This window comes from Parabacteroides johnsonii DSM 18315 (assembly GCF_025151045.1).
Taxonomy (GTDB): domain Bacteria; phylum Bacteroidota; class Bacteroidia; order Bacteroidales; family Tannerellaceae; genus Parabacteroides; species Parabacteroides johnsonii.
In genome coordinates this window covers 1,021,789-1,048,554 of sequence record NZ_CP102285.1, presented here as the reverse complement: position 1 = coordinate 1,048,554, position 26,766 = coordinate 1,021,789, and the positions used below count along the sequence as shown (strand labels likewise).

Below are 26,766 nucleotides of genomic sequence, written 5' to 3'. Positions count from 1 at the left end.
TATTCAACGGGGCGGAAGCTCCTTACCGATTTAAACTATGCGCACACCTACTCTTCAATATCTTTATCTGCAAAAGCCGGTAACGATGATTATCGTCATTTGTATAATCGCCGTCCTTCCCTGGATCGGGCTGGGAGATTTTTCGACCAAGGGAGAACCTCGCGAAGCGGCGGTTGCCGTTTCCATGCTCGAAACCGGCAACTGGATTTTGCCACAGGTCTATGCAAACGAATTTGCTTATAAGCCGCCGTTGGCGCATTGGCTGATGGCAGTCGCTTCCCTACCTCAGGGATATGTTTCAGAGTTCACCTCCCGCCTGCCGTCTGCGCTGGCTTTTATCATACTGATCGGTTTCACGCTGGTTTTCTTTGGCAAGCGGTTGCGGTTCCAGCAGGCATTCATCGCCACGCTATTGCTCATCACCTGTATCGAGATACATCGGGCGGCTATGACCACGCGTGTGGATATGCTACTGACAACCTTTATAGTGATCGGGCTTTATCAGCTATACAGGTGGGAAGACAAACTGGAGCTAAAAGGAGTGCCGATCGCCATTCCGGCCTTATTGGGATGTGCCGTACTGACAAAAGGACCGGTGGGTATTATCCTGCCGTTATTTGTTTTCGGGGTCTATTTGCTGATGCTTCGTAAATACTCCTATTTAGTGATATTCAAAACACTTCTTTATGCTGGTATTTCTTCGATATTCCTACCTCTATTGTGGTATGTCGCTGCCTGGAAACAAGGAGGTGATGCGTTCCTGAATGTGGTGTTAGCAGAGAATTTCGGTCGTTTCTTCCACCTCAGCACGCCTGATATCCATTACAATTTAGGGCATGAAAACGGAGTCTGGTACAATTTCATGACACTGGCTGCGGGATTTGTTCCCTGGACGATCTTCTTCTTTTTCTCTTTATTCGGATTAAAATTGCACAAATCGGAAAAGTCGGTGAAAGAGATACTGGCTGACACTTGGAATAATATTCGATCGATGGAAAAAGAGAAACTGTTCAGCTTAGTTGCACTGGTTTGTATCATTTTCTTCTATTCGATACCTTCCAGCAAACGAAGCGTATACCTGATGCCGGCATATCCGTTTATTGCCATTTTCTTGGCTCAATATACATTATATATTACGGAATACCGAACGAAGGTAACCCGAGTATTTGCCGCTTTCATGGCCTCCATTACTGCCGTCGTCGTGATTGCCGTCGGCCTGACGATGGCCGGAGCAATCGATCCTGTCAAGATTGCGAGTCAGTACACAAGCCGCCAATCGACACTGGAAATGGTCGAGTTGGTATCGAATATGTTCGCATATCCCTGCGGACTGACAATTTGTATACTGATAGTCCTTTTGGCAATTCTGGCGACTGTCTATTATCAGATGTTCAAGAAGATCAACATCAAGATCCTGTATGCGACAATCGCATTGGCTTTTGCCATTAACTTACTGATCGACGGGGTTGTCATGCGCGGTATACGCCAAGGAAGTTCCGCCCGTCCGTTTGCCGAGCAGGTTCAGAAAGAATATCCGTTGGACGACATGAATATGTATGTAATGAATGATCTGAAGACATACGCAAATCTTTATGGGCTGAATTTCTATCTGGGCAACAAGTTCCATAATTTCGGGCAGGAACAGCCAGTAAGCGGCTTCTTTTTCTGTACCGTGAAAGACTTGGAAACAGTACAAAAAAATTATGGAGATAAGTACACATTCAGTCTACTTACCTCCACAAAGAATGTTATTGCCGACGTACGTCAAAGAATCGTACTGTGCAGCTTCTTACGGAACGAATAATCAATATTTAAAGACTTTGCCACCGGCAAGCACTTCCTGTCTTGCTTCATCGAATGTCGCTTTTTCTCCTGTCCGAAGAGAAGCCGTACACATGATGTTGGCAATGGAATGATTATAGCCGGCATCTACCGGAGCATTCGGTTGCTTGCGGCTTTTCACGCATTCCATCCAATTACGCATATGCAGGTTTGTCATAGGGTCAGCTCCTGTATTGGAACCCGTTTCCACCTTGATGGAAGGCAATTCGAATTCTTCCAACAGGTTCGGTTGCATTCCCATTTCATCCGCGAAACGTTTAGTCAGGCCACCTTCCGATGTCACTTTATTTGTATCCAGGTTCAACGTACCGCCATTGGAAAAGTACAATTCTTTTGTTCCGCCTGCCGAGTTATGCATACGGGAAGAATATACGACCTGGAAATTCTCGCCTGCTTTTCCATAATCAAACACCGCCGTCATCGTATCATAACTGCGGCGTCCGTCATTCCATTGATAGATTCCGCCATTGGCTGCGACACTATTCGGATGGTTGCAACCAGTAAACCAGTGTACCGTATCGATCTGATGTGACATCCACTGGCCGGGAATGCCGGAAGAATACGGCCAGAACAGGCGATATTCCAAATACTTACGCGGGTCCCATTCTTCGTACGGGCGATTTAGCAGGAAGCGCTTCCAATCAGTATCCTTCTCAAAACATTGTGCGACCAAAGCCGGACGACGCCAGCGTCCGGGCTGGTTAACGTTCCAGCACATTTCCACCATCGTGATCTTGCCGAACTTACCGGAGCGGATAAAGTCGTTGGCAGCATGATAGTTTGGAGCCGAGCGGCGTTGGGAACCAATCTGCACGATCTTTCCACTTTCCAACACAGCTTTGCGGGCGGCACGGGCATCTTCCATCGTTTCTGCAAAAGGTTTCTCTACATAGGCATCGCATCCAGCTTTAACTGCTTCGATACAGTGCAAAGCGTGCTGAAAATCGGATGTGGCAACGATCACAGCATCACACATTTTTGCGTCATACAGTTCTTCGTTGTTACGGAATGCTTTTACTTTCTTTCCATATTTCTCCTGGAAGAAAGCAACACCTTCTTCTCTACGCCGTTTCCAGATGTCGGAAATAGCGACGATTTCAAAGCCTAACTCATCGGCACAAGCCATAAAAGCAGGAATCAAAGAATGGCGGGCACGGTCTGAAAAACCGACAATACTCACACGAATCTTCTCGTTTGCGCCCATTATGTTAGCGTAACTCTCTGTACTGAACCCCAGTCCGCCAATAGTCAGACCGGCTGCACCTAAGGCGCTGTGTTTAAGGAAATCTCTACGTGTTGTCATGGTTCCTATTTTTTAGTTAACTATTTGAGTTCTCTTATCTTGATATTCCGGAAAGAAACTTCGTCCCAGTGATCCTGCAAAAGGATATGACCTTTTTCAGCAGTACCGAAAGGTCCGAATTCGGCATATTCCTTCTTCGCGAATTTACTTCCCTTCACGACTTCCAGGAATGCATCCGAAGCCCAATCATACTCAACGGTCTTAAAGCCGTTCATCCAATGTTCGACATGCTTGTTAGGGAATACTTTGATAACCCCCTTATTCCACTGTCCGACACCATTGAAGCGTTTATTTTTCGCAGGGATAATATCGTACAAGCTGGAAACTGTACGGCTACCAGGATAAGTCGTGTACAGTTTGGCATCCGGATGCTGCTTGTCATCCAGAACCTGGTATTCCGGACCGATCACAAAACCTTTATTCTTCTTGCTTTCCTGAATCAGATATTTCATACCGCTATTTGCCCCTTCCGTCAACTTGAACTCAAAGCTCAGTTCGAAGGCACCAAACTCATCGACAGTCAGGATATCACCACCTCTTTTGCCTTCCGGACCGCCATTCTTCATAACAGTCAGTTCACCATTTTCGATCTTCCATCCGTTTTCGGGGAATGTTTCCTGTCCGGCACCTCTCCATCCGTTAGAAGTCTTACCATCAAACAACAGTTTCCAACCAGCCTCTTTTTCTGCTTCTGTCAGCGTATTCGGAATACAGTTCACTTCCGGGGCCAACGGGCCTTGCATACGCTCTGCCTCCAGATTTTCCGTCTTAATACGGATATTACGCCACCAGATTTCCTTGCCGACATTCTCCGTTTTTCCGAAAATGCCATGTACCTGGAAAGCAATAAAACCTTCCGGTGTCATATCATCCACTACATTCGAAGTGTTCACGCCATTCAGCCAGATGCGGATACTGTTGCCGATAGCTTCAATCCGATACTTGTTCCAATCATCTTTCTTATAGGCGGCTCGTCCGGCTTCGTTATTCGTCAAAGGAGCCAACCAACCACGTCGCGCTTCATCATAAAGCCCACCACTCCAAGCACGGTCGGACGGGTCGATCTCGCACTGATAGCCATGCACACGTCCATTGTTGTAATCCGGCTTACTTTCGCTTCGAAACTGCACCCCGGAATTCAAGTCTGGATGACATTTCACTTCAAACTCCAGAATAAAATCACCATACGTTTGTTCTGTCGCCATAAAGCTATTCGGTTCTTTATCCACAGTCTGGCCGACCATACATCCATTCTCTACACGATAGGGAGCCTTACCGTTCAACTGCTTGAAGCCAGTAAAATCCTTACCATTAAACAATTGCTGCCATCCGTCGTTAGGTTGGCAGGCACCACACAGCAAAGTCAGAGACAAAGCTGCTAATTTCAAATACGCTTTCATTTGCTTTCTGATACTATAATTAGTTAGACAATTAATTTCCTTTAGTTAACAAACATGTGTACGTGCACAAAGATATAAGTTTTTGCACTACCATAGCATTAAATCTCAAAAAAGTTAGAACAACTACACTAAAATAGCTCTTTACAAGCCGTCTATTTCCCGTTCTCCCTGCTACTATTCTAAAATCAGTGCCAGTGATTATAAAATCAGTGTCGGCGATTATATAATCACTGCCGCCGATCATATAATCACTGACAGTGATTTAAGAATAATATGGCAGTAAGGCCATTTTTTATTACGCAATAAAAAAATAAAGTCAATAAGATTTACAAATTTATTTTCCTGTATCCCAATAAGAAGTATATTTGCAGACAAATGACCTTATTATAAACGAATTGATTTTTATGGAACAACAGTTTATGAAGACTGCCTTTTTTGATTTCGACGGTGTGGTTGTAGACACAGAACCTATTTACGATATTTACTGGAATGAAGCGGGAGAACGCTATCAGACGGGAATCCCCAATTTCGCATCCCATATCAAAGGGACGACATTACCTTATATATTGGATAAGTATTTCTCCGACCGGTCTGAAGAATTTAAAGAAATGGTAACCCGCGAATCAATGGATTTCGAACAGAAAATGCCTTTTCCACCGGTTCCGGGTGCAATGGAGTTTATCCACCTTTTGAAGGGTAAAGGGGTAAAAGTCGGTTTGGTCACCAGTTCCGACAATGCCAAATTGGAACGGGCTTTCCGCCTTTTGAAACTCGACAATCTGTTCGATACGGTTGTGAGCGCTGACCGGATTACAAAAGGGAAACCGGACCCGATGTGTTATCAGCTTGCCGCCTCCGATCTGCATGTATCACCTGCCGACTGCTTGGTATTTGAAGATTCTTTTGCCGGAATACAAGCCGGGACCAATGCGGGTATGCGGGTTATCGGACTTAGCACGACCAATTCCGAAGAGTCTTTGAAGGACAAGGTATATCAGGTCATACCCGATTTCCAAAACATTACGTTCGAAGAATATCAGAAATGGTAGAACGGGAACAGAAAATGTATCGTCCTTTTAGAAAATAAAAAAGGGGATGTGTTACCACTCCCCTTTTTTATATAGACAAAAGCTCGGTTACTTAGAAATTGTATCCAACGCGGACAGCTAATGCTGCGGCATCCAAATCCTTTATTATATTATATTTAGCTTCCAACCCGACAGATATCCGATCCGTCGCATACACTTCACCGCCCAAGCCAATATTAGCACCGAAACGAGTTTCATTAACACTAAAATTACCTACGCTGGCTTTCCAAAACGAAAGGCTCAACCCGGCCAACGGGTAAAAGCCGAACATCTCACTCAATTTAAACACATAATGAGCATTCATATCGATCGCCCATGCATTCAGACCATCATTCTTTACAAAATGAGTAATAGACGGGGTCAAACGAAACGCATCCGTTACACAATAACGATAATCGATGCCGATAGTAGCATTGCCGATATCATTAAAATTATAACCTAAGTTGAAACCAAACGAGGATTGACCTTGCTGCGTCTGTGCATACGCACCTATACTGAACAGCGTCAGCATCAACATAACAATTAATTTTTTCATACTTTTCTTATTTAGTACAACAATATCTATCGCCAAATATAGTATTTTTTCCTATAAAGGCCTATTATTTTACTTTTAATTTATCACCTGCGCTCTTTACAATGCTACGATAATAGTCTTCGTCATAGCCAGGGAAATCCGGATATTCAGACAATCCGTAACCATTCTGTTTGAATTGTCCGTTTTCTTCCTTCTTCACGTTACCGTCCATATATTTGACTAACAGATATTCTCCTAATTTCTTCCAACGGGCCGTTGCCTGGTCGGCAGTCGTAGAACTGAACCAGGTCAGGAACTTGACCGCTTCCGCCGGATTCTTGGCATACAGTTCTGATGCTGCCTTATCGATAGCCGGGATTGTCTGTTGATATCCGTTCTCCAACTCCTGTTGAACTGAGCGGATATCTTGAATCATATAGTTATATTTGCCATACGCCATATTAGCCACCCAGTTATGAATCCAAAAAGCGGATGTCCAGGAAAAATTCATCATATCACCGTTTCCGACACGATAACATTCGGGAGAAGCTGTCACCGAACAATAGATCGGCGTAAAGACAGCCATATCCGCATCATCCACACCAAACCAAAGGATACCACCGACAGCATCCGGCAGCCAGTTACGCATCTGAGGAACAATCACAAAACCGGTCTGCTGCGTAGCAATCGCACGCTCGTTCGTATATTCCTGGCCGTCCACTTCGAAAGTCATCGGACGCCAACGATACGGAACCTTGTAAGGACCGGCACCAGCATCCTTCGTCATATCTAAATCCGTGCCTTCGAAATGGTCGCGCATACCGTTCTGAACATCCTGAACAGACAACAAACGATTAGGTTTGACATACAAAGGCATCGGCTTCTTCGTCACATCCCCCTTGATCAAATCTGTATATTGATCCATCGATTTATCATATTTGCGAAAGAAAGACCACACACGGGCTTCACAACCACGCAGAGCACTGAAATCATACGGACAATAGGCTTTCTGGAAACTAAAATCCTTATCCTTGCCGCTGAAATATCCCTTTTCACGAGCAAAAGAGACAACATCCGGTGAATAGATGCAGTTCTCCTTATCATCAAACGGGATCTGCTGGATACGAGATTGGTTGGCATGAGCCGAAATACAATCGTCCGGAATGCGAATAGCAACCCAGACAGCTCCTTTATTACCCGGACCTTTACCGATCATTTCCATCACCCAAGCTTCGTTCTTATCGGCAATAGAAAACGTTTCCCCACTGCTATAGTAGCCATAATCCTTCACCAGGTCAGTCATAATCCGGATAGCTTCCCGCGCCGTCTTGGAACGTTGCAAAGTGACATAAATCAGACTACCGTAATCCATGATACCGGTCGTGTCGACCAGTTCGGAACGGCCCCCGAAAGTGCTTTCCGTAATCGCAACCTGATGTTCATTCATATTGCCGACCACAGAATAGGTCTGCTCAACCTGCGGGATCTGTCCTAACGGTTTATGGGTGTCCCACTCGATGATATCCAGCATCGCCCCTTTCGGCCAAGTCGCAGCCGGCCAGCGATACAGTTCACCATATAACGTATGCGAATCTGCCGCATAGCTGATCATAACGGAGCCGTCAACCGAAGCTTTCTTTCCTACCAGCAGTCCTGTGCATGCAAAGGCTTCCACTGCGGAAAGCGTAATGGCACAGGCTGCCATCAAAATCCATGTTCTTCTCATATAAATAAAATTTATGCAAATAATAACATATATACACCGGCACCGCAGCAATAGCCGATCAATGCCAGAATTGAAAATCTTTTAGTATAATACATAAAATCGATCTTTTCCAATCCCATTACCGTTACACCGGTTGCAGAACCGATAATCAGAATACTACCGCCAGTAACGGCACAGTAGGCAAGGAATGTCCAAAAACCTCCATCCGATACGAAGAACTGGGCATAAGGAGCCAGATTGGCCGCATCCGGCACAATCGGATACATACCCATCGTTGCCGCAACCAAAGCCACGTTGTCCACACAGGAAGACAAAACACCGATCACGAAACTGATCAGATAAGGTTCATGCACATGCTTATCCAGAAAAGCAGACATCAAACCCAGCTGGCCGGAAGTTTCCAACGCCCCTACCGCCATCAGGATACCCAAAAAGAAAAATATCGTCGCCAGGTCGATATTCGGAAGTAATTGGGAAATACGCAACTTATTGGATTCGTGCATATGCAGTTTGCTATACATGATATCTGTATAGAACCACAGGATCACCAAACCCAGCAAAACACCTAAGAAGGGCGGCAGATTCGTCAACATCTGAAAGACCGGAACCAATGCCAGCGAAAGGACACCGATCACAAAGATCACCCGGCGCGAATGATTCGGAATTTCCGGTGTATATTCGTCTGCCATTTCTTCCTCGCTCATCACACGCAAAGTTGCATCTTTCTTGAAGAGCCAGAAATTGGCAATCGTCAGCGGTACAAGCAAGTTTACCAATGCCGGAAGGAACACATGCGAAATCTGGTGCATAGCTGTGACATTCTTGCCCACCCAAAGCAAAATAGTCGTCACGTCGCCAATCGGAGACCAGGAACCACCCGCATTAGCCGCAATAATCACCATACAGGCATACTTCAAACGATCTGTCCGATCCGGAACCAATTTCCGCAACACGGCCATAATGACGATAGCAGCAGCTAAGTTATCCAATAAAGCGGAAAAGAAAAAAGCGGCAAAACTTATATACCACAATAATTTTCTTTTATTGGCGGTACGGATATATCCGGTAACAGCCCGGAAACCACCATGCTTATCCACGATATCGACAATCAGCATGGAACACATGACAAAGAAAAGCGTTTCAGCTACATTCCCTAAATGATAAACAATCGAACGGTTTGTAATAAATGTAATAAACTGATCTTTCAGAGGGGCATTTGCCATTTCCGGATTTTGGATCAAGAACTCCTGAAACAAAGGACTGGAGCGTTCGACAAAAATGTCATAGGCGTCAAACATCAATATCATCCATAGTGATATTGCCATAAACAGAGCTATCGCAGCTTTATTTATCTTTATCTTATCTTCCAACGCAATTGCAAGAATCCCTAAGACAAAGATGACAGGCATTAAAATAAACATAACACAATATATTTAAATTTGTTATCAAATAACAAAAGATTAGGTTTTTTTACCCTAAACTCTTGCATGTTTAAAAAAAACACTATACATTTGGGCTTTCATAGTTAAGGTTTTGGTTAAATAGAAAGGAGTGATCTGAGAAGACCGCTCCTTTCGCTTTTATATAGAATACAGATATTCAATTTCTTCTGCCCAAATAGACTCGTCCGGCGTTTCCAGAATTAAAGGAATGTTATCAAACCGGGGATCATCCATCAACATCTTAAATGTAGTCAATCCCATCACTCCTTTCCCAATACTGTCATGTCGATCCACACGGGTAGCCAGATCTTTTTTGGAATCGTTTATATGCATGCCACGCAAATAAGAAAAACCGATTACTTCGTCAAAATGACGGAATGTCTCCGTAAAACCTTCAACAGTCTTGATATCATAGCCTGCTGCCAGTGTATGGGCAGTATCTATACAAACTCCGACACGGGATTTATCTTCTACTTTATCGATAATATAAGCAAGTTGCTCGAAGGTATATCCCAGATTGGTTCCCTGTCCGGCAGTATTTTCCAGTACGGCACATACACCCGAAGTCTGGTCCAACGCCCAATTGATCGAATCGGCTATGCGCGTCAGACAGTCCTCCACATCCATCTGATTCAGATGGCTTCCGGGATGGAAATTCAAACGGTCCAGTCCCAATTGCTCACAACGTTGCATCTCATCCAAGAAAGCATCCCGCGATTTCTGTAAACCTTCTGCTTCCGGATGTCCCAGATTGATCAGATAACTATCGTGCGGAAGAATATGCTCTGCCGCATAACCAAATTCCTCACAACGTTCTTTGAAAAGGGAAATATTCTTTTTTGTCAGCGGAGAAGATTTCCATTGACGCTGATTACGGGTAAACAAGGCAAACGCCTTCGCCCCAATCGCATTCGCATTCACCGGAGCATTCTCAACTCCACCTGATGCCGACACATGTGCTCCAATATACTTCATTTGTTATTTATGTTTTATTGTTTATTCACCTTCTGCTTTGCATCCCGCAAAATGAAATTTTTCCGTAGCCTGTTCCTGTGTAACTATAAAATAGACCAAGTCAGCACGCGTACATAACTCATCTTGTGAATTATAGATTTCCGTTTCGATAAAGATTGCATTTCGTTTACGGTCTTTGATACGTCCCCGAATTGTCAACCTGGGTTCACGGGTAGAAAGACTTTTCAGAAAGCGGGCATCCAGGCGTGAAGTCATTCCCGAAGTCTGTAACTTCCTAAGCACCACCCAACCGGCCAATTCGTCCATCAATGTTGTTAGGATTCCGCCATGCAACGTATTTAACCAACCCTGATAATGAGCTTCCGGCTCCCAATAAGCCACAATATCATCACCATCCTCATAAAACTCCATATGAAGTCCCATCGGGTTACTCGGAGCACAGCCAAAACACATATACCCATCCAATCCCTCCCAGGGATTAATAATCTTTTTCATATTTGATAATTATTTGCCACAGCCCTATTAATCTACAAAGGTAACAAAAAAAGCAGAAATAAGGTTTATTAAAATAGAGCCGCAACAAAGCAGTAGATAAAATAGCCACAAACCGACACTTTCACCACCACACTGAACAGAAAACCAACAAAAGCCCCTACCCCGGCTTTAAAGGCTTCGACAGACTTCTTTCCCCCAAGCAACTCGCCGATTACAGCTCCTGCAAACGGACCGATCAGCACGCCCCAGGGAGGAAAAACGAAAAGACCGGCAATCGTTCCGATCACACATCCCCAATTCCCCCATTTACCGCCTCCACTGTATTTTGTACCCAACATAGGCGTCACATAATCCAGCACCTGGACAATAATGACCAGCAAAGCCCATAAAATCAAATGTGTAGTACTGAAATGGATTTTGTCCGTAAAGTGTAAAAGCAACAAGCCTGCATAAGAAACAGGCGGACCGGGCAATACAGGCAAGAAACAACCTGCCAGCCCGGTCAGCAAACAAAGTATCCCCAGAATAATAAGAAGGATATCCATATAGTTATATTTTAGCTGTATGAGTATTCGTATGCAATAATACGAAAAAACATGAAAACAGTAAAATATAAATCCGAAGAAATGGGAAATAAAAAAGAACTAAACCGAATCCATCTTTAATGATTACAAACTTTTGTCACATCAACCGTAAAACCGTCGTTCAAAGGCATAAATTTACCTTTTTGTTTAAGAAACTCGATCAACGCATCCACATTCATATTCTCAGCCGAACAAGCATAAAAAAGCTGATCTTTTCCAAACTTCTCTACGATAGCTTCTTTCAAAGAGGCTTCCGTATAACTGTTTCCTTCCATCATATGAAGGACTTCATGAGCATGTAACTGTTCCATAAGATAATTAAAATGATTTTGGACAAAAATACACGATATATACATCTTGAATTGTAACATATGTGACAAGACAATGAGAATTACATCTTTTTTTATCCTTTTATCATGGTAAGTAACATCTTGAACCGTTCAACGGCAAACACGGCATGAGGTGCATTAACAGGAAAAACAATGCTTTCCCCTTTTCCAACGGTAAACTTATTTCCGTTTACAGTAATTTCTGCCGTTCCCTCCAAAATCTGAACCAACGCATCAAACGGGGCTGTATGTTCACTTAACCCCTCTCCCTTGTCAAAAGAGAATAAAGTGATATTACCGGCAGCACTTTTAATCAATTGCCTACTAATGACTCCTCCCTCCGAATAATCGATCAGGGACTTCAAATCCAACACAATTCCTTTTTCAAAAGACTTTTCCATATTAAAAACATTTATATATACATATAATTGTTGTGGAGGAGTATTTGTTCAAAAAACGCCCGTGTACTTGATCCTCTTCAAATACACGGGCAATCATTTTTCAGAGTAAATCGGAAGCTAATTCGGACAATTGGCTACGCTCTCCCTTGATCAGATTGATGTGGGCAAACAATTCTTGCCCTTTCATTTTATCAACCATATAAGCAAGACCATTGCTCTGTGCATCCAGATAAGGAGAGTCGATCTGCTGGATATCCCCTGTAAATACCATTTTCGTTCCTTCGCCCGCACGGGTGATAATCGTTTTAATCTCATGCGGAGTCAGATTCTGCGCCTCATCGATAATACAAAACGTTTCCGAAAGACTTCGACCGCGGATGAAGGCTAATGCTTCAATCACAAGTTGTCCGTTCTTTTGCAAATCATCTATCTTACGGGCGTCCGATCCACCGGGTGCAAACTGCCCCTTAATCACATTCAAATTATCAAACAAGGGCTGCATATAAGGAGCCACCTTCTGCTTCTCATCGCCAGGCAAGAATCCTAAATCCTTATTTGCTAAAGCAACGATAGGACGTGCCAGCAGAATCTGTTTATAAACATTCGCCTGTTTCAATGCAGATGCCAAAGCCAACAAGGTTTTACCGGTTCCGGCCTTTCCCGTCAGCCCGATAAGTTTTACATCCGGATCATTCAGCACTTCAAAAGCAAAACTCTGTTCCGCATTACGGGGCTGAATACCATAGTTACTGCCTTTTTCCACTTTCTTGAATTTATTGGTGAACGGATTATAACGGGCCAGGACAGAATTACGTACACTCTTTAAAATAAAACATTCGTTCGGCTCCAGTTTCGACTTTATATCGAACAGATTGGCATCGATGCCGTCAGGCGAAGCATACATCTTATCGATCAGATCCGGATCTATATTTTCATAAGTATCTTGCGCACGTTCGAAAATATCCACATTAATAACCTTATCGGTTATATAATCTTCCACTTCGATACCCAATGAACGCGCTTTCATACGCAGGTTCACATCCTTCGTCACCAGAATGGTTTTCACCTTCCGGTCTTTTTCCGCCTCTGCAACCGACAACGTACAGGACAAAATACGATGGTCCGCGGTCTTTTCCGGGAACGACTGATAAATCTTTTCCTGATATTTGTCACCGGTTACCACGTGCAAAGTACCTTTACCCGGCCCAAGCGAGGCCCCTTTTAAAAAGAGATCATTACTGGTTAACGTGTCCAACTCGCGCACAAACTCGCGGGCGTTGTAGTTAATCTGGTCGCTCCCCTTTTTAAACTTATCCAACTCTTCCAACACGACGATCGGAAGATAAATATCATTCTCCTGAAAGTTCTCAATACACTTGTAATCGTGCAATATGACATTCGTGTCAAGCACAAAATTTTTCTTTGCTCCCATGATCTTTCGATTTAATGATTATGCCTCTAAGATAGAAATATTTCCGAGACATTATCCTCCGATAACCAAGAATATATCAAATAAACCAATTAATTCAACTTTTTTACAAAAGCAGGAGATTACACTATATTTTATTTATGTATTTTTGTAGATAGAATGTCAAAATTAAATCCATGAAAAAGTACAAACTCATCACATGCATGTTGCTGTTTGCCGGATACTTGTCGGCACAGAACAATTTATCAGCATTACTTCCGATGCCGAACCAAGTCAAACAAATCGATAGTAAGAAAGATTTTATCATAAGTGATAAAACAACCATACAAACGAATCTGCCGGAGGAAGCCTTTTGCATTGCAGAACTAAAAAATATCCTACAGGAAAGAACAGGGAAAACACCAACCCTATCCTCTTACGGCTCAAGCAATTCCTCCATTCACCTCATGGTGGATCCATCAATCAAAGGGGATGAGCATTACCTATTATCCGTATCCGAGGAAACCGTTACCATAAAAGGAGCAACACAAGGTGCCATCCTATACGGACTTATGACTTTAGATCAGATCCTGTTAGGAGATGTATGCCGGACTTTATCGGGAAAGATCGCGCCAGTCGAAATCGACGATCAACCCCGTTTCGGCTACCGTTCATTGATGTTAGACCCGGCACGTCATTTCCTGCCGCCCGAAGATGTGAAGTTCTATATCGATCAGATGGTACGATATAAATATAATGTATTGCAACTACACCTGACAGATGACCAAGGCTGGCGTATCGAAATAAAGAAACATCCCCGGCTGACCGAAAAAGGAGAATTTTATACACAGGAAGAATTAAAGGATTTAGTACATTATGCGGCCGAACGGAATGTTCAGATCATCCCGGAACTGGATATTCCCGGGCATACGGTAGCCGTACTGGATGCTTATCCCGAATTAGGTTGCAGCCATACCGACACCATACCCAAGATTGTCGGCGAAACCGTCAATCTTATGCTTTGTGCCAATAACGACAAAGTCTATTCCTTATATAAGGATATCTTGACAGAAGTAGCCTCCATCTTCCCCGCTCCCTATATCCATTTGGGAGGAGATGAAGCGATCATCGAGACGAATTGGGGTAAATGTGAACACTGCCAATCACTTATGAAGCAGTTGGGTTATACGAAACCAACCGAGTTGATGAACTACTTCTTCGGCAAAATCCTACCGGTCGTGCGTGAAAATGGTAAAAAACCAATGTTATGGTGCGAACTGGACAATATCCGTATGCCGGCACACGAATACCTGTTCGACTATCCGAAAGACGCAGTCTTGATAACCTGGCGTTACGGCCTGACACCGTTATGCATGGAACTAACTGCACGTCACGGAAATACGCTGATTATGGCACCAGGAGAATACACGTATCTCGATTATCCGCAATATAAGAACGATTTTCCTGAGTTCAACAACTGGGGAATGCCGGTCACTACGCTGGAAACCGCTTACCAGTTCGATCCGGGCTACGGTCTGCCTGCCAGCCAACAAGCTCATATCGCAGGTGTCAACGGAACATTGTGGGCAGAAGCGATGCCGGACATCAACCGCGTCACCTATATGACGTACCCCCGCGGCCTGGCACTTGCCGAAGCCGGATGGACACAGATGGAACATCGCGATTGGGAATCATTCAAGAAACGCATATACCCGAACCTGTCGGAACTGATGAAACGTGGCGTTTCCGTCCGAGTACCTTTCGAGATCGTCCGTTATCCACAAAAGAGATAAAAGAGTAAGGAACAGATTCCTGCTTCCGGAACAAAATTCTTCATTCAAGCGGATAATTTCTGAAATCGACTCAACAAACAAATGGTTATCTTTGAAAACTTAATGAATATTCCTTACTTTTACAACCGGATTTTAAGAAACCGGTACTAACGAATACATTAAAATTAAACACATAACAAATTTATGAAAAAGATTTTCAGCTTATTGTTAGCGGCCTCCGCGTTTGCGTGCACGCAGGAGAAAGTGGTCGAGATAACCATCAGCAATCCGTCTGCCACAGACCGCACGAACGAAATCACCGAAATCACATCTGACGCCGTTGCCAAACTGAAGGGTGAGACATTCGTCATTTCAGACAATACGGGCTCACAAGTTCCCTATCAGGTAACGTATGACAACAAGATCATCTTCCCGGTTTCCGTCAAAGGTGGCGAAAACGTGACCTATAAGATCACTCCGGGAACACCTGAAGCCTTCAAAACAATTGCCTGTGGTAAACAATATCCCGAACGTGTGGACGATGTTGCCTGGGAAAACGATCGCATCGCCTTCCGCACCTACGGTCCGGCCCTGCAAGCTACCGGCGAGAAAGCTTATGGTTGCGACATTTGGGTAAAATGTGTATCCGAACCGATCGTCGACATGCGTTACAAAACCGAACTGGATCCGGAAACAAGAGCTAAGATCTCAGAACTGCGTAAGACCGATCCAAAAGCAGCACAGCAATTAGCCGAATCAGTTTCCTATCATATCGATCATGGTAACGGATTAGATTATTATAAGGTAGGCCCGACATTAGGAGCCGGCACTTCCGCCCTATTGGCAAACGACTCTATTGTCTATCCGTATTGCTACAAAGACTATCAGATTTTAGACAACGGTCCGCTGCGTTTCACCGTAAAGCTGGTTTACCATCCTCTGACCGTGAAAGGCAATGACAATGTAATCGAAACCCGCGTGATCTCTCTCGACGCAGGTTCCCAGATGAACAAATACACAATCACTTACGACAACCTGACCGAAGCGACTCCGGTTGTGACCGGTATCGTTTTGCATGAGCCGAGCGAAGACTACCAGGCCGATGCTGCAAAAGGCTACATTGCCTATGCCGATCCTGCCGATCCTGTAAACGGACAAATTTATGTAGCGGCCGTATTCCCGGAAAAGGTCAACGAAGCTAAAGCCGTCATATTCTCTGACAAAGAAAAGGCTGAACGCGGTGCAGACGGCCATGTTTTAGCTTACAGTACCTATAGCCCTGGTAACAGCTATACATATTATAGTGGTGCCGGTTGGAGCAAATGGGGGTTTGAAAACTCCGGCAAATGGTTCGAGTATGTACAGAAATTCGCACAAAATCTGAAAGAGCCGTTGACTGTAACAATAAAATAAATCCGAGTCAAATATCGGATGACACAGAAAAGAGGGTGTGTCGAAACTATCCTGTTCCCGCGCCCCGCGCGGGATCGCATTAAAACCGGCCCTATAAAAATCTGATTGATAAGGTCTGTTCTTTTGCGGCCCCGCATCAAGTGCGGGGACAAGGAGATTTCGACACACCCTCTAATTTGTATCCCGAAAAAATCTTGTTTTTTTATCCCCTTATTGTCATATTCATAAAAAAACCATTGGTCCAAATCGAAACTACTACCGCATCTATTTTGATTTTCTACCCTATGTAATTCAATTTGCCCGCAAGGGTAATATTTTTTAACAAACACATATTTTTAATACACATTTAAGTATCAATTAATTAGACCAGAAATCACATTTCAAGGAGGATATTGTTTTTTTCGCAAAATCAGATTTGCATTCTGTTGTCAGGCCACCCCACCTTTCTACAATAAAAAGGCTATGCTGCAACTGCCCTGCCTCTGCGCCAAGCGTGAGAACAGGACAGTTGCGACATAGCCTCTTTCACCAAATAAAGTCTTATTTCCTATTTCAAGCCACGATTATGCAATAGTGGATCGATACTTGGTTCCTTGCCTCGGAAGTTTTTGTACATGGCCATGCCTTCGTCAATGCCGCCCGGCGACAAAACGTATGTACGGAACTTGGCGGCCACTTCGGAATTGAAGATATCCCCTGTTTCTTTGAACGCCTCGAAAGCATCGCAATCCAACACTTCCGCCCAGATATAGCTGTAATAGCCGGCCGTATAGCCACCTTCCATCGTATGGCCGAAATAGGTCGAACGATAGCGAGGCGGAATCTGGCGGATTAAACCACGGTCTCCCATCACTTTTGCTTCGAACGATTCGGCATCAAAACCGGCAGGAACTTCCTTCAATACATGATAATCCATATCCAATAGAGAAGCCGCCACATATTCGGTTGTTGCAAAACCTTGCCCATATTTGCCACTCTTCACTATTTTATCGACAATAGTCTGCGGGATCACTTCGCCTGTTTCATGATGCTTGGCATAAACTTTCAAGACTTCCGGTTCAAACACCCAATGCTCCATTACCTGTGAAGGAAGTTCCACGAAATCGCGAGGAACACCAGCCACTCCATTATAATGGACATCGGCAAAAAGTCCGTTTAAAACATGTCCGAATTCATGGAAAACAGTTTCAGCCTCGTCGGCACTCAACAAAGCAGGCTGTCCATCTGCCGGTTTGCTGAAGTTGAATACAGTCGTCACTACCGGAGCGACACGCTTACCATCCTTATACGTCTGGTCACGATAACCGCCGCACCATGCACCACCGCTCTTTCCCGGACGGGTAAAGAAGTCCATATAAAGTATACCTAAGGATGTACCGTCCTTATCCTTACATTCGAAAACCTGGGCATCCGGATCGGGAAGCGGCATGTTCTGCAACGGAGTAAAAGTGATGCCGTATAGTTTGTTCGCCACATAGAAAGCACCTTCCCGGACATTGTTAAGTTCCAAATACGGGCGAACTTCGTTTTCGTCTAAGTCAAACTTCGCTTTCTTAGCCTTTTCGAAATAATAACGCCAATCCCAAGCTTCCGCTTCGAAATTACCGCCTTCTTTCTTTATCTCGGCATTGATATCCGCCAATTCTTCCTTCGCTTTTACAAGAGCGGGAGTCCAGATCTTGTTCAACAAATCATATACATTCTTTTCATCCTTCGCCATGTTTTCTTCCAACACGTATGTGGCAAAGTCTTCATAACCCAACAATTTAGCTTTATCCAAACGGGCGGTAACCAACTTCTTGATCACGTCCTTATTGTCATTTGCATTGTTATTATTACCGCGACAAACATAGGCATTATAGATTTTCTCACGCAAGGCACGATTGTCGGCATATTGCAGGAAGGGCATCACACTCGGATTATGCAATGTGAAAATCCACTTTCCATCCATTCCGGCCTCTTTAGCCGTAACAGCAGCTGCAGCAATCAATGTTTCGGGCAAGCCGGACAGGTCTTCTTTCTTATCGACCACGAGCTGGAAAGCATTAGTCTCTTTCAACGAATTCTGCCCGAAAGTCAGTTCTAACATAGAGATCTGTTCGTTCAGTCTACGAAGTTCCTCCTGTTTGCCGGCATCTAAGTTGGCACCACCCCGCACAAATCCTTTATAAGTTTCTTCAAGCAGTTTCTTCTGTTCCTTGTCTAGGTTCAACTTTGCTTGATTCTCATATACAGACTTCACCCGGGCAAAAAGTTTCGGATTCAGGCTGATATCGTCACTATGTTTGGAGAGCAACGGTGAAAGTTCCTGTTCAAGAGCCTGGATCTCGTCGTTCGTGTTGACACTCGCCTGACCGCTGAAAGCATAAGCCACCTTCATGAGCAATTCCCCACTACGGTCCAGTGCTACAATCGTATTCTCAAAAGTAGCTTCGTCGGGATTGTTTACGATCGCCTCTACTTCTGCTGTTTGTTCCTCCATTCCTTTCAGGAAAGCAGGTTTGTAATGTTCTACTTTGATTTGTTCAAAAGGAGGAACACCGAACGGTGTCGTGTACTCGGTAAAGAATGGATTCATACCGGAAGTGTCAGCCCCGTCGCTCTTCTTTGATGAGTTACATGCCCCCAAAATAACTGCAAGTCCGGCAGCCATAAGTGTTTTGTTCATATTTGTAATTATTAATTTGTTTAGGATACAAAGGTAACTAAAGACAATCCCATTTCCAATAATTGTCATTATCTTTGATCTAATCTAAAATCACAATAAACAAAGATGAATATGAATAGAATTTGTCAACTTTTCGGTATTCAATACCCGATTATACAAGGCGGAATGGTTTGGTGCAGCGGTTGGCGGCTTGCCTCGGCAGTCAGTAATGCAGGCGGTCTCGGCCTGATCGGCGCCGGTTCCATGCACCCTGAAGTTTTACGCGAACATATCCGGAAATGCCAGGTAGCCACCGACAAACCTTTTGGTGTGAACGTCCCTTTAATGTATCCGGAAATCGATGCTCTGATGAATCTATTGGTGGAAGAAGGTGTGAAGATTGTTTTCACCTCAGCCGGCAATCCTAAAACTTGGACGGGTTTCCTAAAAGGACACGGGATAAAAGTCGCCCACGTCGTCAGTAGCTCCAAATTTGCCGTCAAATGTGAACAAGCCGGTGTCGACGCCATCGTTGCCGAAGGTTTTGAAGCCGGCGGGCATAACGGGCGAGAAGAGACAACGACTCTTTGCCTGATACCTGCCGTACGCCGTGCCACAACTCTCCCATTGATGGCTGCCGGCGGTATCGGGACCGGTAGCGCTATGCTGGCAACTTTCGCTCTCGGGGCCGAAGGGGTTCAGATCGGTACTCGCTTCGCCCTGACAGAAGAAAGTTCCGCACATGAAAACTTCAAACAATTGTGTCTCAACCTGAACGAAGGCGACACGAAGCTCTTGTTGAAGAAACTTTCCCCCACCCGTTTGGTGAAAGGCGAATTCACTACGGCTGTCGAAGAAGCTGAAGCCCGTGGGGCTTCCGTCGAGGAAATGAAAGAACTGTTAGGAAAAGGCCGTGCCAAGAAAGGTATTTTCGAAGGAAATCTTCAGGAAGGCGAGCTGGAAATCGGACAAGTCGCATCCTTATTTCGTGAAACGCAGACCGTGACCGAAGTCATGAAAGAAATCATCGAAGACTTCCGCAAAGGAACGGAAAAGATACAACAGGCGTTATAGGTGGTCAGGACACAAAAGTTTTTTTAGTTTTATGAATTAAGGGTGTGCCAAATATCGGTATTCATGGGACGCAGACAACGCAGACGAGCGCAGATATTATTAATTATCAAAAAAAAATAAATCTGCGTTTGTCTGTGTATTCTGCGTTATCTGCGTCCAGAAATATCAAATTGACACACTCTCATATTCATTTAGTTCATTCGGTAACTATCTATTCAAGTACCAGTACCTCGTTGTCTTTATAGCTTTCATAGCTGGAGACAATTACCTTTTCACCCGCTTCAAGGCCATCGATGACTTCGTAATATTGCGGGTTCTGGCGACCGATCTTGATCTTGCGGCGATATGCTTTCTTGCCGTCCTTGTCAAGAACGAATATCCAACTGCCACCTGTGCTCTGGAAGAAGGTTCCGCGCGGGATGATGATGCTTTCTGTCGGCTGTCCGAGTTCTAGGTTAATGTAATAGGTCTGTCCACTGCGGATATTATCCGGACGTTCGCCGGTGAAGACGAAATCCGTACGGAACTTACCGTCTCGCACTTCCGGATAGACTTTGCGTACGTTCAATTCAAAGTCCGATCCCTGACGTTCGAATGTTGCGGACAATCCCTTTTTCACGCGGTCGATATAATGTTCGTCGATCAGAGCCTCGATCTTATAATCCGACAAGTCGTTGATCTGCCCGATTTTCTGTCCGGCCGAAACGTTCTGGCCTAATACGACATCCAACAGTCCCAATTCACCGTCGATCTGCGAGCGGACATTCAAATGTTCCTTACGTTCGTGAACCAAAGCAATATTTTTACGCATATTGGACAAACTGGTTTCCATTTCGTCCATCTGGATTGTACGGGAGATCGAATCCTGACGCAAGCGTTCTACAACCAAGTCATATTTTTTACTTGCCAACTCAAAATCCTCTTTTGCTTTCAAAAATTCTTCCTTTGCAATCAAGTTTTCCTCATACAACTTTTTCTGCTGGTTATAGGCACGGCGGTAGCGCGTCATGTCGACATCCAGCTGTGCTTTTTCCAACTGATTGTTCAATTTGTCCTGCTCCATCGTCACCTGTGTATTACGAAGAAAATTTTGCTTTTCCGCCAACTGTGCCTCGGCATCCAAGATCTGCAGGTCGAGATTTGAATTGGAAAGACGGATGATCACATCCCCTTTCTTCACCTGTGCCCCTTCTTCCACTACTTTTTCCTGCACGATACCGCCTTCTTCCGGGCTGAGCTGCACAACCGTAATAGGCTGTACCTGGCCGTTCACACGGACGAAATCGTTAAACTGCTCTTTCGTTACATTCCCAATATTGACACCGCGGGCATCCACTTTCAATGTCGAAGCGTGGTCACCGAAAACGATCCATCCCACCAAAACCAAGAAAAAAGCGCCACCTGCTACATAAGGAATATGCTTCTTTTGAAGACCTTTCTTTTTTTCTAACTGTATATCCATGATTGTATGTTTTTTATTTCTTCAACTTTAATTTTCAACTATCAATTTTCAACTATCAACGGTTGCCCTTTATAATAATCAACCTGTCGGCATTTCATTGTGTACAGCAAACGCCTCTGTAAAAGATCAGCCTTTGAGTTCAACAAAGTCGTCGCATTTGTCTGCACATCGAGCGGACTCATCAGTCCTTCCTCAAATTTGCGTAAAGTTACCTGATAAGCCAAAGCATCGGCCTTTACTTTCTTCTCCATCTGAATCGTTTCTTTAGCATAGCCCTCCCGATCAAGAACAGCTTGCTCGACATCTTTCTGCAACTGACGAAGCGTTTCGGTCTGCTTTTCGTATGCGATCCGGACATTGTTACGAGCACGGCGCATATTGGTAATCCGAGACAGACCGTCAAACAAAGGAAAACTAAAACTAAAATAAATATATTCTCCACGATTATTTTTAAACTGGTTTTTAAAAGCAACGGGAGCGTTTTCCGCTTTCAGGTTTTCAAAATAGCTGGTAGTGATACCGGCTTCGACGGAAAGAGACGGAAGCAACTTTCCTTTTGTTATCAAGTAATTCATTTTACTGGCTTTCAATTGAAAATCAGCCTGCAAAGCAGTCGGATTGTTTGCCATAGCATAATCCTGAATGGCACTGACAGATTCCTCAGCCAATATATCCCGTACGGGAGGCACAACGGTATCGACATCAAGAGCCAAATCCGACGGATAGTTCATCGCGTTTTTCAGGGTCATCATCGCCGTATTATAAAGGTTCTGCTGATGCGTCAGATTGTAATCGTCACCGGCTACCTGCGATTCGATCTGGGCAACGTCTGCCTTTCCTTTCAACCCCAATTCTTCCTGGCGACGCGTTTTGTATAAAAGACGCTGGCTGTCTTCCAATTTTTCGGAACACATCTTCACCAGTCCTTGATAGTAGACAACCGTAATAAACGCATCCATAATATTGATTGCCAAATCATCTTTCTGCTTCTGCAAATCATTTCTCCCCATGTGGCGGTTCACATTTGCCAGCCGCCATTGGTTAATCAATTGCCCACCTCTGAAAAGCGGCAAAGAAGCGTATGCACCATACCCGTTGTTAAAAGTGGAAGTGTTTACGTAAGTATTCGTTTCCGGGTCTACAGAACGTCCGAACCGATACTGCGCATCCACTTGCGTACTGATTGAAGGCAAAAAGGAAGCGATGGCAGACTGCTGCTCGGCCTTGTATGTATTATTGGTATAAAGCTGCTGCTTTACCTTCGGACTGTTCTCCACCGCATAGCGCATGCAATCGTCCAAACTCCATATTTTGTCCTGTGCCATTACCGAGGCTACCAAGGCAAAAGAAAGTGCTGTTGTTAATATGATCTTTTTCATTGCTATATTATTTTCTACCTGATAAAATACAAAGAGCGTGCCAAAATAGATAAAACAATAATATACAACAAGTTAGTATAATATCATTTGGCAACAGATGTCAAAAAATTGGACAGTGGTGTAAAATAATTAGACAATGCGAAGACACTATCCGTAAAACATATCCTCTTCCCACCGACCAGGATTATGGTGGATATAACAGGAGATTCGGTCGTAGTCATCATAATTCCGGATGATGTGCTCATAATAATTCCGTTGCCACAAACGATGTCCTTTGGGATAGTGCCAATGCCTATTATAATGTTTGGTAGACAACGATTTGAACGCACAAACAACATCTCCCACCGTAGGGGCAGGGCTCTGCTCTGCCCTCTTGTCTATTTCCCGGAGATCTCCTATCCGGGCAGAGCAGAGCCCTGCCCCTACGAGTTCGATAATGGCATGAAAATGATTAGGCATAATCGTGTATTCATGCAAAACCACAGGAAAACGTTGTTCTATGCTTAACCATTCTTGTTGAACAAGTTCTCCGATATCATTTATTTCCATGATACCTTCCATAATATTTCCAAGTAGCTGTTTTCTGTCTTGTACACATACCGTCACGAAATATAATCCTTTGCAAGAATAATCATACCCTTTTAGCCGAATAGAGTGTCTATCATATTTTTTCATAGTCTATCTGTTTAAATTAACGATAAACAAAGATACAACTCTCATCAGAATCACAAAATTTCTTTTAAATTATCAGTTACTCCAACAGAACAAATTATCTTTGCAACAGACATACAAGAAAAACAAATGACAAAACAAGGCACCATACTGGTAGTAGACGATAACAAAGGGATTCTCACCGCAGTACAGATGCTATTAGGCACTTGCTTCGAGAAGGTGATTACGATCTCTACTCCCAACAAGATAAAAGCCACACTGCACGATGAAAATATAGATGTGGTCCTATTAGATATGAATTTCAGTGCCGGCATCAATACCGGCAACGAGGGGTTATTCTGGCTTTCGGAAATAAAAAAGGAAGATGCCTCGATACAGGTCGTTCTTTTTACGGCCTATGCAGACATCGACCTTGCCGTACGGGGAATCAAGGAAGGAGCGACCGATTTCGTGGTCAAGCCCTGGGATAACGCCAAGCTGCTGGAAACACTGAAAACGGCCTATACGATCCGGACGGCAAACCGTAAAGGCATTTCGATCGCCACAGGCAAACTCGTCGTTTCCAAGGAAAGCGGAATGTTCTGGGGGGAAAGTAACGCTATGCAGCAACTTCGTTCCCTGATCGAAAAAGTAGCCCGGACGGATGCCAACATCTTGGTGACCGGAGAGAACGGGACAGGTAAGGAAATGCTTGCCCGCGAGATCCATATGCTTTCCAACCGAAAAAAAGAGACTTTGGTTCCGGTCGATATGGGAGCTATTACGGAAACTCTTTTCGAAAGCGAATTGTTCGGACATGTCAAAGGGGCATTTACCGATGCTCGGGCAGACCGTCCGGGGAAATTCGAGGTGGCCGACAACGGCACGCTGTTCCTTGACGAGATAGGGAACCTCTCCTATCATCTGCAAGCGAAGTTACTGACTGCCTTGCAACGCCGCAGCATTGTCCGCGTGGGAAGCAATACGCCTATCCCGGTCAACATCCGCCTGATTTGCGCTACCAACCGCGATTTACAAGAAATGGTGCAGAAAGGGGATTTCCGCGAGGATTTACTCTATCGCATCAATACGATCCATGTGGAGATACCGCCGCTCAGGGAACGGCCGGAAGACATCGTACCCCTTACCGAAATATTCCTTTCCAAATATGCCAAGATATATGGGAAAGCTGCCATGCGTCTCAGCCCGGATGCCAAAGAGAAACTAAAAGCGCAACCTTGGTTCGGAAATATCCGGGAGCTCGAACACACGATCGAAAAAGCCGTTATTATTGCCGAAGGAAGTGTGTTGGACGGCAACGATTTCGATTTTCCACGGGCAAAAAAGGAGCCGGTGGCAAAAGAGGCGACAACTCTGGAAGAGATGGAATATAATATGATTAAAAACGCAATGGACAAGTACAGCGGAAATTTGTCGCTCGTCGCAAGCCAATTGGGTATTTCCCGCCAGACTTTATACAATAAGATCAAACGATACGAACTATAATGCTGTTGAAAGGACTTTACCATAATTTCCATCTCCGTATTGCCGTTTTCGTACTCCTGACGATAGCCGGTACCTATTTAGCTCTCCGCCAAGAATGGGTGTGGTTTGTACCGGTCCTGTCCATATGGGCTTTCCTCCTCCGGCTAATCCTGTTGTCCGACAAGCGAAACGCTCAAAAGGTGGCTTTCATGTTCGATGCGATAGACAACAGCGACTACGCTTTCCGGTATGCGACGCGTGGACGCTCGTCGAACGACAAACTGGTCAGTGAATCGCTTAACCGCATCACACAAATTCTTTTCCAGGCCAAAGCGGATGCCGCCCAGAAAGAAAAATACTACGAGCTGATTATGAATTGCGTCAATACCGGCATTATCGTACTCGATGACAACGGCGTGATTTATCAGACGAATAACGAAGCTCTGCGTTTGCTTGGACTGGCTGTCTTTACAAATGTGCAACAGCTTGCCCGTATAGACGAGAACCTGAAAGCCGTCATACAAAACATTCAGCCTGGCGACAAGCACCAGATATCCTTTGCCAACGAGCGCGGCAACGTTCATCTGTCCATCCGCGTTTCGGAGATGACGCTACAGGACAAGCATGTACGCATTTTAGCAATCAATGATATTAACAGTGAGCTGGACGATAAGGAGATCGATTCATGGATCCGCCTGACACGCGTCTTGACGCATGAGATCATGAATTCGGTCACTCCTATCACCTCTCTAAGCGACACGCTTCTCTCTTTGCACCAAAATGCGGATGACGAGATACGCAACGGGCTGGAAGTAATCAGTACAACAGGGAAAAGCCTGATTTCTTTCGTGGAGTCATACCGTAAATTCACACATATCCCGACGCCGGAGCCCACTCTTTTCTATGTCCAGAAGTTTGCAGAACGCATGGTAAAGTTGGCTCGCCATCACACTGATTTTCCCAATATCACGATCAATGTCAGTGTAGAGCCTTCCGACCTGATCGTCTATGCAGACGAGAATTTGATCTCGCAAGTCGTCCTGAATCTGCTGAAAAACGCCATGCAGGCAATCGGTTGCGGACAAGCAGATGGTCTGATCGAGGTAAAAGCCTACTGCAACGAAGAAGAAGCTGTCCTGATCGAGGTCAGCAATAACGGGCCTGTTATCCCGCAAGAAGAGGCCGAACACATTTTCGTTCCATTCTTTACCACTAAAGAGGGTGGCAGCGGTATCGGGCTTTCCATCTCCCGCCAGATCATGCGCCTTTCGGGAGGTAGCATCGCTCTGAAGAGTGCGCCGGCCGCCAAACGGACGACATTTGTACTGACATTCCCTTAGAAGGAAAACAGATCAGCCGATAAAAATTATCAATTA

22 protein-coding genes are annotated in these 26,766 nt (G+C 44.6%); 7 read left to right on the top strand and 15 right to left on the bottom strand.

Annotated elements, in window-relative coordinates; genetic code table 11:
• The first annotated feature begins 37 nt into the window (after nt 1-37).
• A complete protein-coding gene (locus tag NQ564_RS04320; protein WP_008158264.1) occupies nt 38-1,804 on the top strand; it encodes an ArnT family glycosyltransferase in 1,767 nt (588 codons plus the stop codon).
• Here the strand turns inward: NQ564_RS04320 and NQ564_RS04315 are convergent, their stop codons facing one another.
• Together NQ564_RS04315 and NQ564_RS04310 are read right to left on the bottom strand one after the other, a co-directional pair.
• The gene (locus NQ564_RS04315) at nt 1,805-3,145 is read right to left on the bottom strand and encodes a Gfo/Idh/MocA family oxidoreductase (RefSeq protein WP_008147799.1); all 1,341 of its coding nucleotides are present in this window, start codon (nt 3,143-3,145) and stop codon (nt 1,805-1,807) included.
• A gap of 20 nt (nt 3,146-3,165) precedes the next feature.
• Nucleotides 3,166-4,545: a 3-keto-disaccharide hydrolase gene (locus NQ564_RS04310; RefSeq protein WP_008147796.1), complete on the bottom strand. Its 1,380-nt coding sequence runs from the start codon at nt 4,543-4,545 to the stop codon at nt 3,166-3,168.
• A 404-nt stretch (nt 4,546-4,949) separates the two neighbouring features.
• On the opposite strand from NQ564_RS04310, the gene NQ564_RS04305 reads away from it, so the two are divergent.
• Entirely contained in the window at nt 4,950-5,594 is a 645-nt protein-coding gene (locus tag NQ564_RS04305; RefSeq protein ID WP_021862444.1) for an HAD family hydrolase, read from the top strand.
• Nucleotides 5,595-5,685: 91 nt separating this feature from the next.
• Here the strand turns inward: NQ564_RS04305 and NQ564_RS04300 are convergent, their stop codons facing one another.
• The 9 genes from NQ564_RS04300 to NQ564_RS04260 all read right to left on the bottom strand — a co-directional run bounded on the left by NQ564_RS04300 (nt 5,686) and on the right by NQ564_RS04260 (nt 13,531).
• Nucleotides 5,686-6,168, bottom strand: coding sequence for a porin family protein (locus NQ564_RS04300; protein WP_039848070.1), 483 nt, complete (start codon nt 6,166-6,168; stop codon nt 5,686-5,688).
• Nucleotides 6,169-6,232: 64 nt separating this feature from the next.
• On the bottom strand, nt 6,233-7,873 hold the full coding sequence (locus tag NQ564_RS04295) for a dipeptidase (protein ID WP_008158268.1): 1,641 nt from the start codon (nt 7,871-7,873) through the stop codon (nt 6,233-6,235).
• An 11-nt stretch (nt 7,874-7,884) separates the two neighbouring features.
• Complete coding sequence (nhaD, locus tag NQ564_RS04290) at nt 7,885-9,294, bottom strand: sodium:proton antiporter NhaD (RefSeq protein ID WP_008147788.1); 1,410 nt, start codon at nt 9,292-9,294, stop codon at nt 7,885-7,887.
• 159 nt (nt 9,295-9,453) lie between these two features.
• On the bottom strand, nt 9,454-10,290 hold the full coding sequence (nfo, locus tag NQ564_RS04285) for a deoxyribonuclease IV (RefSeq protein WP_008147786.1): 837 nt from the start codon (nt 10,288-10,290) through the stop codon (nt 9,454-9,456).
• A gap of 21 nt (nt 10,291-10,311) precedes the next feature.
• Entirely contained in the window at nt 10,312-10,785 is a 474-nt protein-coding gene (locus NQ564_RS04280) for a PaaI family thioesterase (RefSeq protein WP_008147783.1), read from the bottom strand.
• A gap of 68 nt (nt 10,786-10,853) precedes the next feature.
• The gene (locus NQ564_RS04275; protein ID WP_008147782.1) at nt 10,854-11,330 is read right to left on the bottom strand and encodes a DUF456 domain-containing protein; all 477 of its coding nucleotides are present in this window, start codon (nt 11,328-11,330) and stop codon (nt 10,854-10,856) included.
• 116 nt (nt 11,331-11,446) lie between these two features.
• The gene (locus NQ564_RS04270; RefSeq protein ID WP_008158271.1) at nt 11,447-11,680 is read right to left on the bottom strand and encodes a YecH family metal-binding protein; all 234 of its coding nucleotides are present in this window, start codon (nt 11,678-11,680) and stop codon (nt 11,447-11,449) included.
• Between the two features lie 92 nt (nt 11,681-11,772).
• Nucleotides 11,773-12,099, bottom strand: coding sequence for a cupin domain-containing protein (locus NQ564_RS04265; protein WP_008147778.1), 327 nt, complete (start codon nt 12,097-12,099; stop codon nt 11,773-11,775).
• A 100-nt stretch (nt 12,100-12,199) separates the two neighbouring features.
• Nucleotides 12,200-13,531, bottom strand: a complete 1,332-nt coding sequence (locus NQ564_RS04260) for a PhoH family protein (RefSeq protein ID WP_008147777.1) — start codon at nt 13,529-13,531, stop codon at nt 12,200-12,202.
• Nucleotides 13,532-13,704: 173 nt separating this feature from the next.
• Between NQ564_RS04260 and NQ564_RS04255 the strand changes: the two genes are divergently transcribed.
• Together NQ564_RS04255 and NQ564_RS04250 are read left to right on the top strand one after the other, a co-directional pair.
• Nucleotides 13,705-15,300: a beta-N-acetylhexosaminidase gene (locus tag NQ564_RS04255; RefSeq protein WP_008147775.1), complete on the top strand. Its 1,596-nt coding sequence runs from the start codon at nt 13,705-13,707 to the stop codon at nt 15,298-15,300.
• A gap of 183 nt (nt 15,301-15,483) precedes the next feature.
• A complete protein-coding gene (locus tag NQ564_RS04250; RefSeq protein WP_008147774.1) occupies nt 15,484-16,692 on the top strand; it encodes a DUF4861 domain-containing protein in 1,209 nt (402 codons plus the stop codon).
• Nucleotides 16,693-17,239: 547 nt separating this feature from the next.
• Here the strand turns inward: NQ564_RS04250 and NQ564_RS04245 are convergent.
• On the bottom strand, nt 17,240-19,360 hold the full coding sequence (locus tag NQ564_RS04245) for a M3 family metallopeptidase (RefSeq protein ID WP_129649821.1): 2,121 nt from the start codon (nt 19,358-19,360) through the stop codon (nt 17,240-17,242).
• A 111-nt stretch (nt 19,361-19,471) separates the two neighbouring features.
• Here NQ564_RS04245 and NQ564_RS04240 point away from each other — a divergent pair, with 111 nt between their 5' ends.
• A complete protein-coding gene (locus NQ564_RS04240) occupies nt 19,472-20,413 on the top strand; it encodes an NAD(P)H-dependent flavin oxidoreductase (RefSeq protein ID WP_021862949.1) in 942 nt (313 codons plus the stop codon).
• Between the two features lie 211 nt (nt 20,414-20,624).
• On the opposite strand, the gene NQ564_RS04235 is transcribed toward NQ564_RS04240, so the two are convergent.
• From NQ564_RS04235 to NQ564_RS04225, 3 genes are all read right to left on the bottom strand, one after another.
• Nucleotides 20,625-21,875: an efflux RND transporter periplasmic adaptor subunit gene (locus NQ564_RS04235; protein ID WP_008158279.1), complete on the bottom strand. Its 1,251-nt coding sequence runs from the start codon at nt 21,873-21,875 to the stop codon at nt 20,625-20,627.
• 41 nt (nt 21,876-21,916) lie between these two features.
• Nucleotides 21,917-23,254 (bottom strand): TolC family protein, encoded by a 1,338-nt coding sequence (locus NQ564_RS04230; RefSeq protein ID WP_008147768.1) that lies wholly within the window; start codon nt 23,252-23,254, stop codon nt 21,917-21,919.
• Nucleotides 23,255-23,401: 147 nt separating this feature from the next.
• A complete protein-coding gene (locus NQ564_RS04225; RefSeq protein WP_008158281.1) occupies nt 23,402-23,929 on the bottom strand; it encodes a transposase in 528 nt (175 codons plus the stop codon).
• 126 nt (nt 23,930-24,055) lie between these two features.
• Here NQ564_RS04225 and NQ564_RS04220 point away from each other — a divergent pair, with 126 nt between their 5' ends.
• Both NQ564_RS04220 and NQ564_RS04215 read left to right on the top strand, forming a co-directional pair.
• Nucleotides 24,056-25,411 carry a sigma-54-dependent transcriptional regulator gene (locus NQ564_RS04220; protein ID WP_008147760.1) on the top strand — a complete coding sequence of 452 codons (1,356 nt, stop codon included), beginning with the start codon at nt 24,056-24,058 and terminating at the stop codon, nt 25,409-25,411.
• Nucleotides 25,411-26,730, top strand: coding sequence for a sensor histidine kinase (locus NQ564_RS04215; protein ID WP_008147758.1), 1,320 nt, complete (start codon nt 25,411-25,413; stop codon nt 26,728-26,730). Before NQ564_RS04220 ends, NQ564_RS04215 begins: the two co-directional genes overlap by 1 nt.
• The last annotated feature ends 36 nt before the right edge of the window (nt 26,731-26,766 follow it).

Excerpts from the sequence above, each read along its gene's own strand:
- NQ564_RS04295 (WP_008158268.1), bottom strand. The coding sequence starts at position 7,873 with ATGAGAAGAACATGGATTTTGATGGCAGCCTGTGCCATTACGCTTTCC.
- NQ564_RS04265 (WP_008147778.1), bottom strand. The coding sequence starts at position 12,099 with ATGGAAAAGTCTTTTGAAAAAGGAATTGTGTTGGATTTGAAGTCCCTG.
- NQ564_RS04255 (WP_008147775.1), top strand. The coding sequence starts at position 13,705 with ATGAAAAAGTACAAACTCATCACATGCATGTTGCTGTTTGCCGGATAC.
- NQ564_RS04220 (WP_008147760.1), top strand. The coding sequence starts at position 24,056 with ATGACAAAACAAGGCACCATACTGGTAGTAGACGATAACAAAGGGATT.
- NQ564_RS04235 (WP_008158279.1), bottom strand. The coding sequence starts at position 21,875 with ATGGATATACAGTTAGAAAAAAAGAAAGGTCTTCAAAAGAAGCATATT.
- nfo (WP_008147786.1), bottom strand. The coding sequence starts at position 10,290 with ATGAAGTATATTGGAGCACATGTGTCGGCATCAGGTGGAGTTGAGAAT.
- NQ564_RS04245 (WP_129649821.1), bottom strand. The coding sequence starts at position 19,360 with ATGAACAAAACACTTATGGCTGCCGGACTTGCAGTTATTTTGGGGGCA.
- NQ564_RS04230 (WP_008147768.1), bottom strand. The coding sequence starts at position 23,254 with ATGAAAAAGATCATATTAACAACAGCACTTTCTTTTGCCTTGGTAGCC.
- NQ564_RS04300 (WP_039848070.1), bottom strand. The coding sequence starts at position 6,168 with ATGAAAAAATTAATTGTTATGTTGATGCTGACGCTGTTCAGTATAGGT.
- NQ564_RS04320 (WP_008158264.1), top strand. The coding sequence starts at position 38 with ATGCGCACACCTACTCTTCAATATCTTTATCTGCAAAAGCCGGTAACG.
- NQ564_RS04250 (WP_008147774.1), top strand. The coding sequence starts at position 15,484 with ATGAAAAAGATTTTCAGCTTATTGTTAGCGGCCTCCGCGTTTGCGTGC.
- NQ564_RS04240 (WP_021862949.1), top strand. The coding sequence starts at position 19,472 with ATGAATAGAATTTGTCAACTTTTCGGTATTCAATACCCGATTATACAA.
- NQ564_RS04260 (WP_008147777.1), bottom strand. The coding sequence starts at position 13,531 with ATGGGAGCAAAGAAAAATTTTGTGCTTGACACGAATGTCATATTGCAC.
- NQ564_RS04280 (WP_008147783.1), bottom strand. The coding sequence starts at position 10,785 with ATGAAAAAGATTATTAATCCCTGGGAGGGATTGGATGGGTATATGTGT.
- nhaD (WP_008147788.1), bottom strand. The coding sequence starts at position 9,294 with ATGTTTATTTTAATGCCTGTCATCTTTGTCTTAGGGATTCTTGCAATT.
- NQ564_RS04215 (WP_008147758.1), top strand. The coding sequence starts at position 25,411 with ATGCTGTTGAAAGGACTTTACCATAATTTCCATCTCCGTATTGCCGTT.
- NQ564_RS04315 (WP_008147799.1), bottom strand. The coding sequence starts at position 3,145 with ATGACAACACGTAGAGATTTCCTTAAACACAGCGCCTTAGGTGCAGCC.
- NQ564_RS04225 (WP_008158281.1), bottom strand. The coding sequence starts at position 23,929 with ATGAAAAAATATGATAGACACTCTATTCGGCTAAAAGGGTATGATTAT.
- NQ564_RS04275 (WP_008147782.1), bottom strand. The coding sequence starts at position 11,330 with ATGGATATCCTTCTTATTATTCTGGGGATACTTTGTTTGCTGACCGGG.
- NQ564_RS04310 (WP_008147796.1), bottom strand. The coding sequence starts at position 4,545 with ATGAAAGCGTATTTGAAATTAGCAGCTTTGTCTCTGACTTTGCTGTGT.
- NQ564_RS04270 (WP_008158271.1), bottom strand. The coding sequence starts at position 11,680 with ATGGAACAGTTACATGCTCATGAAGTCCTTCATATGATGGAAGGAAAC.
- NQ564_RS04305 (WP_021862444.1), top strand. The coding sequence starts at position 4,950 with ATGGAACAACAGTTTATGAAGACTGCCTTTTTTGATTTCGACGGTGTG.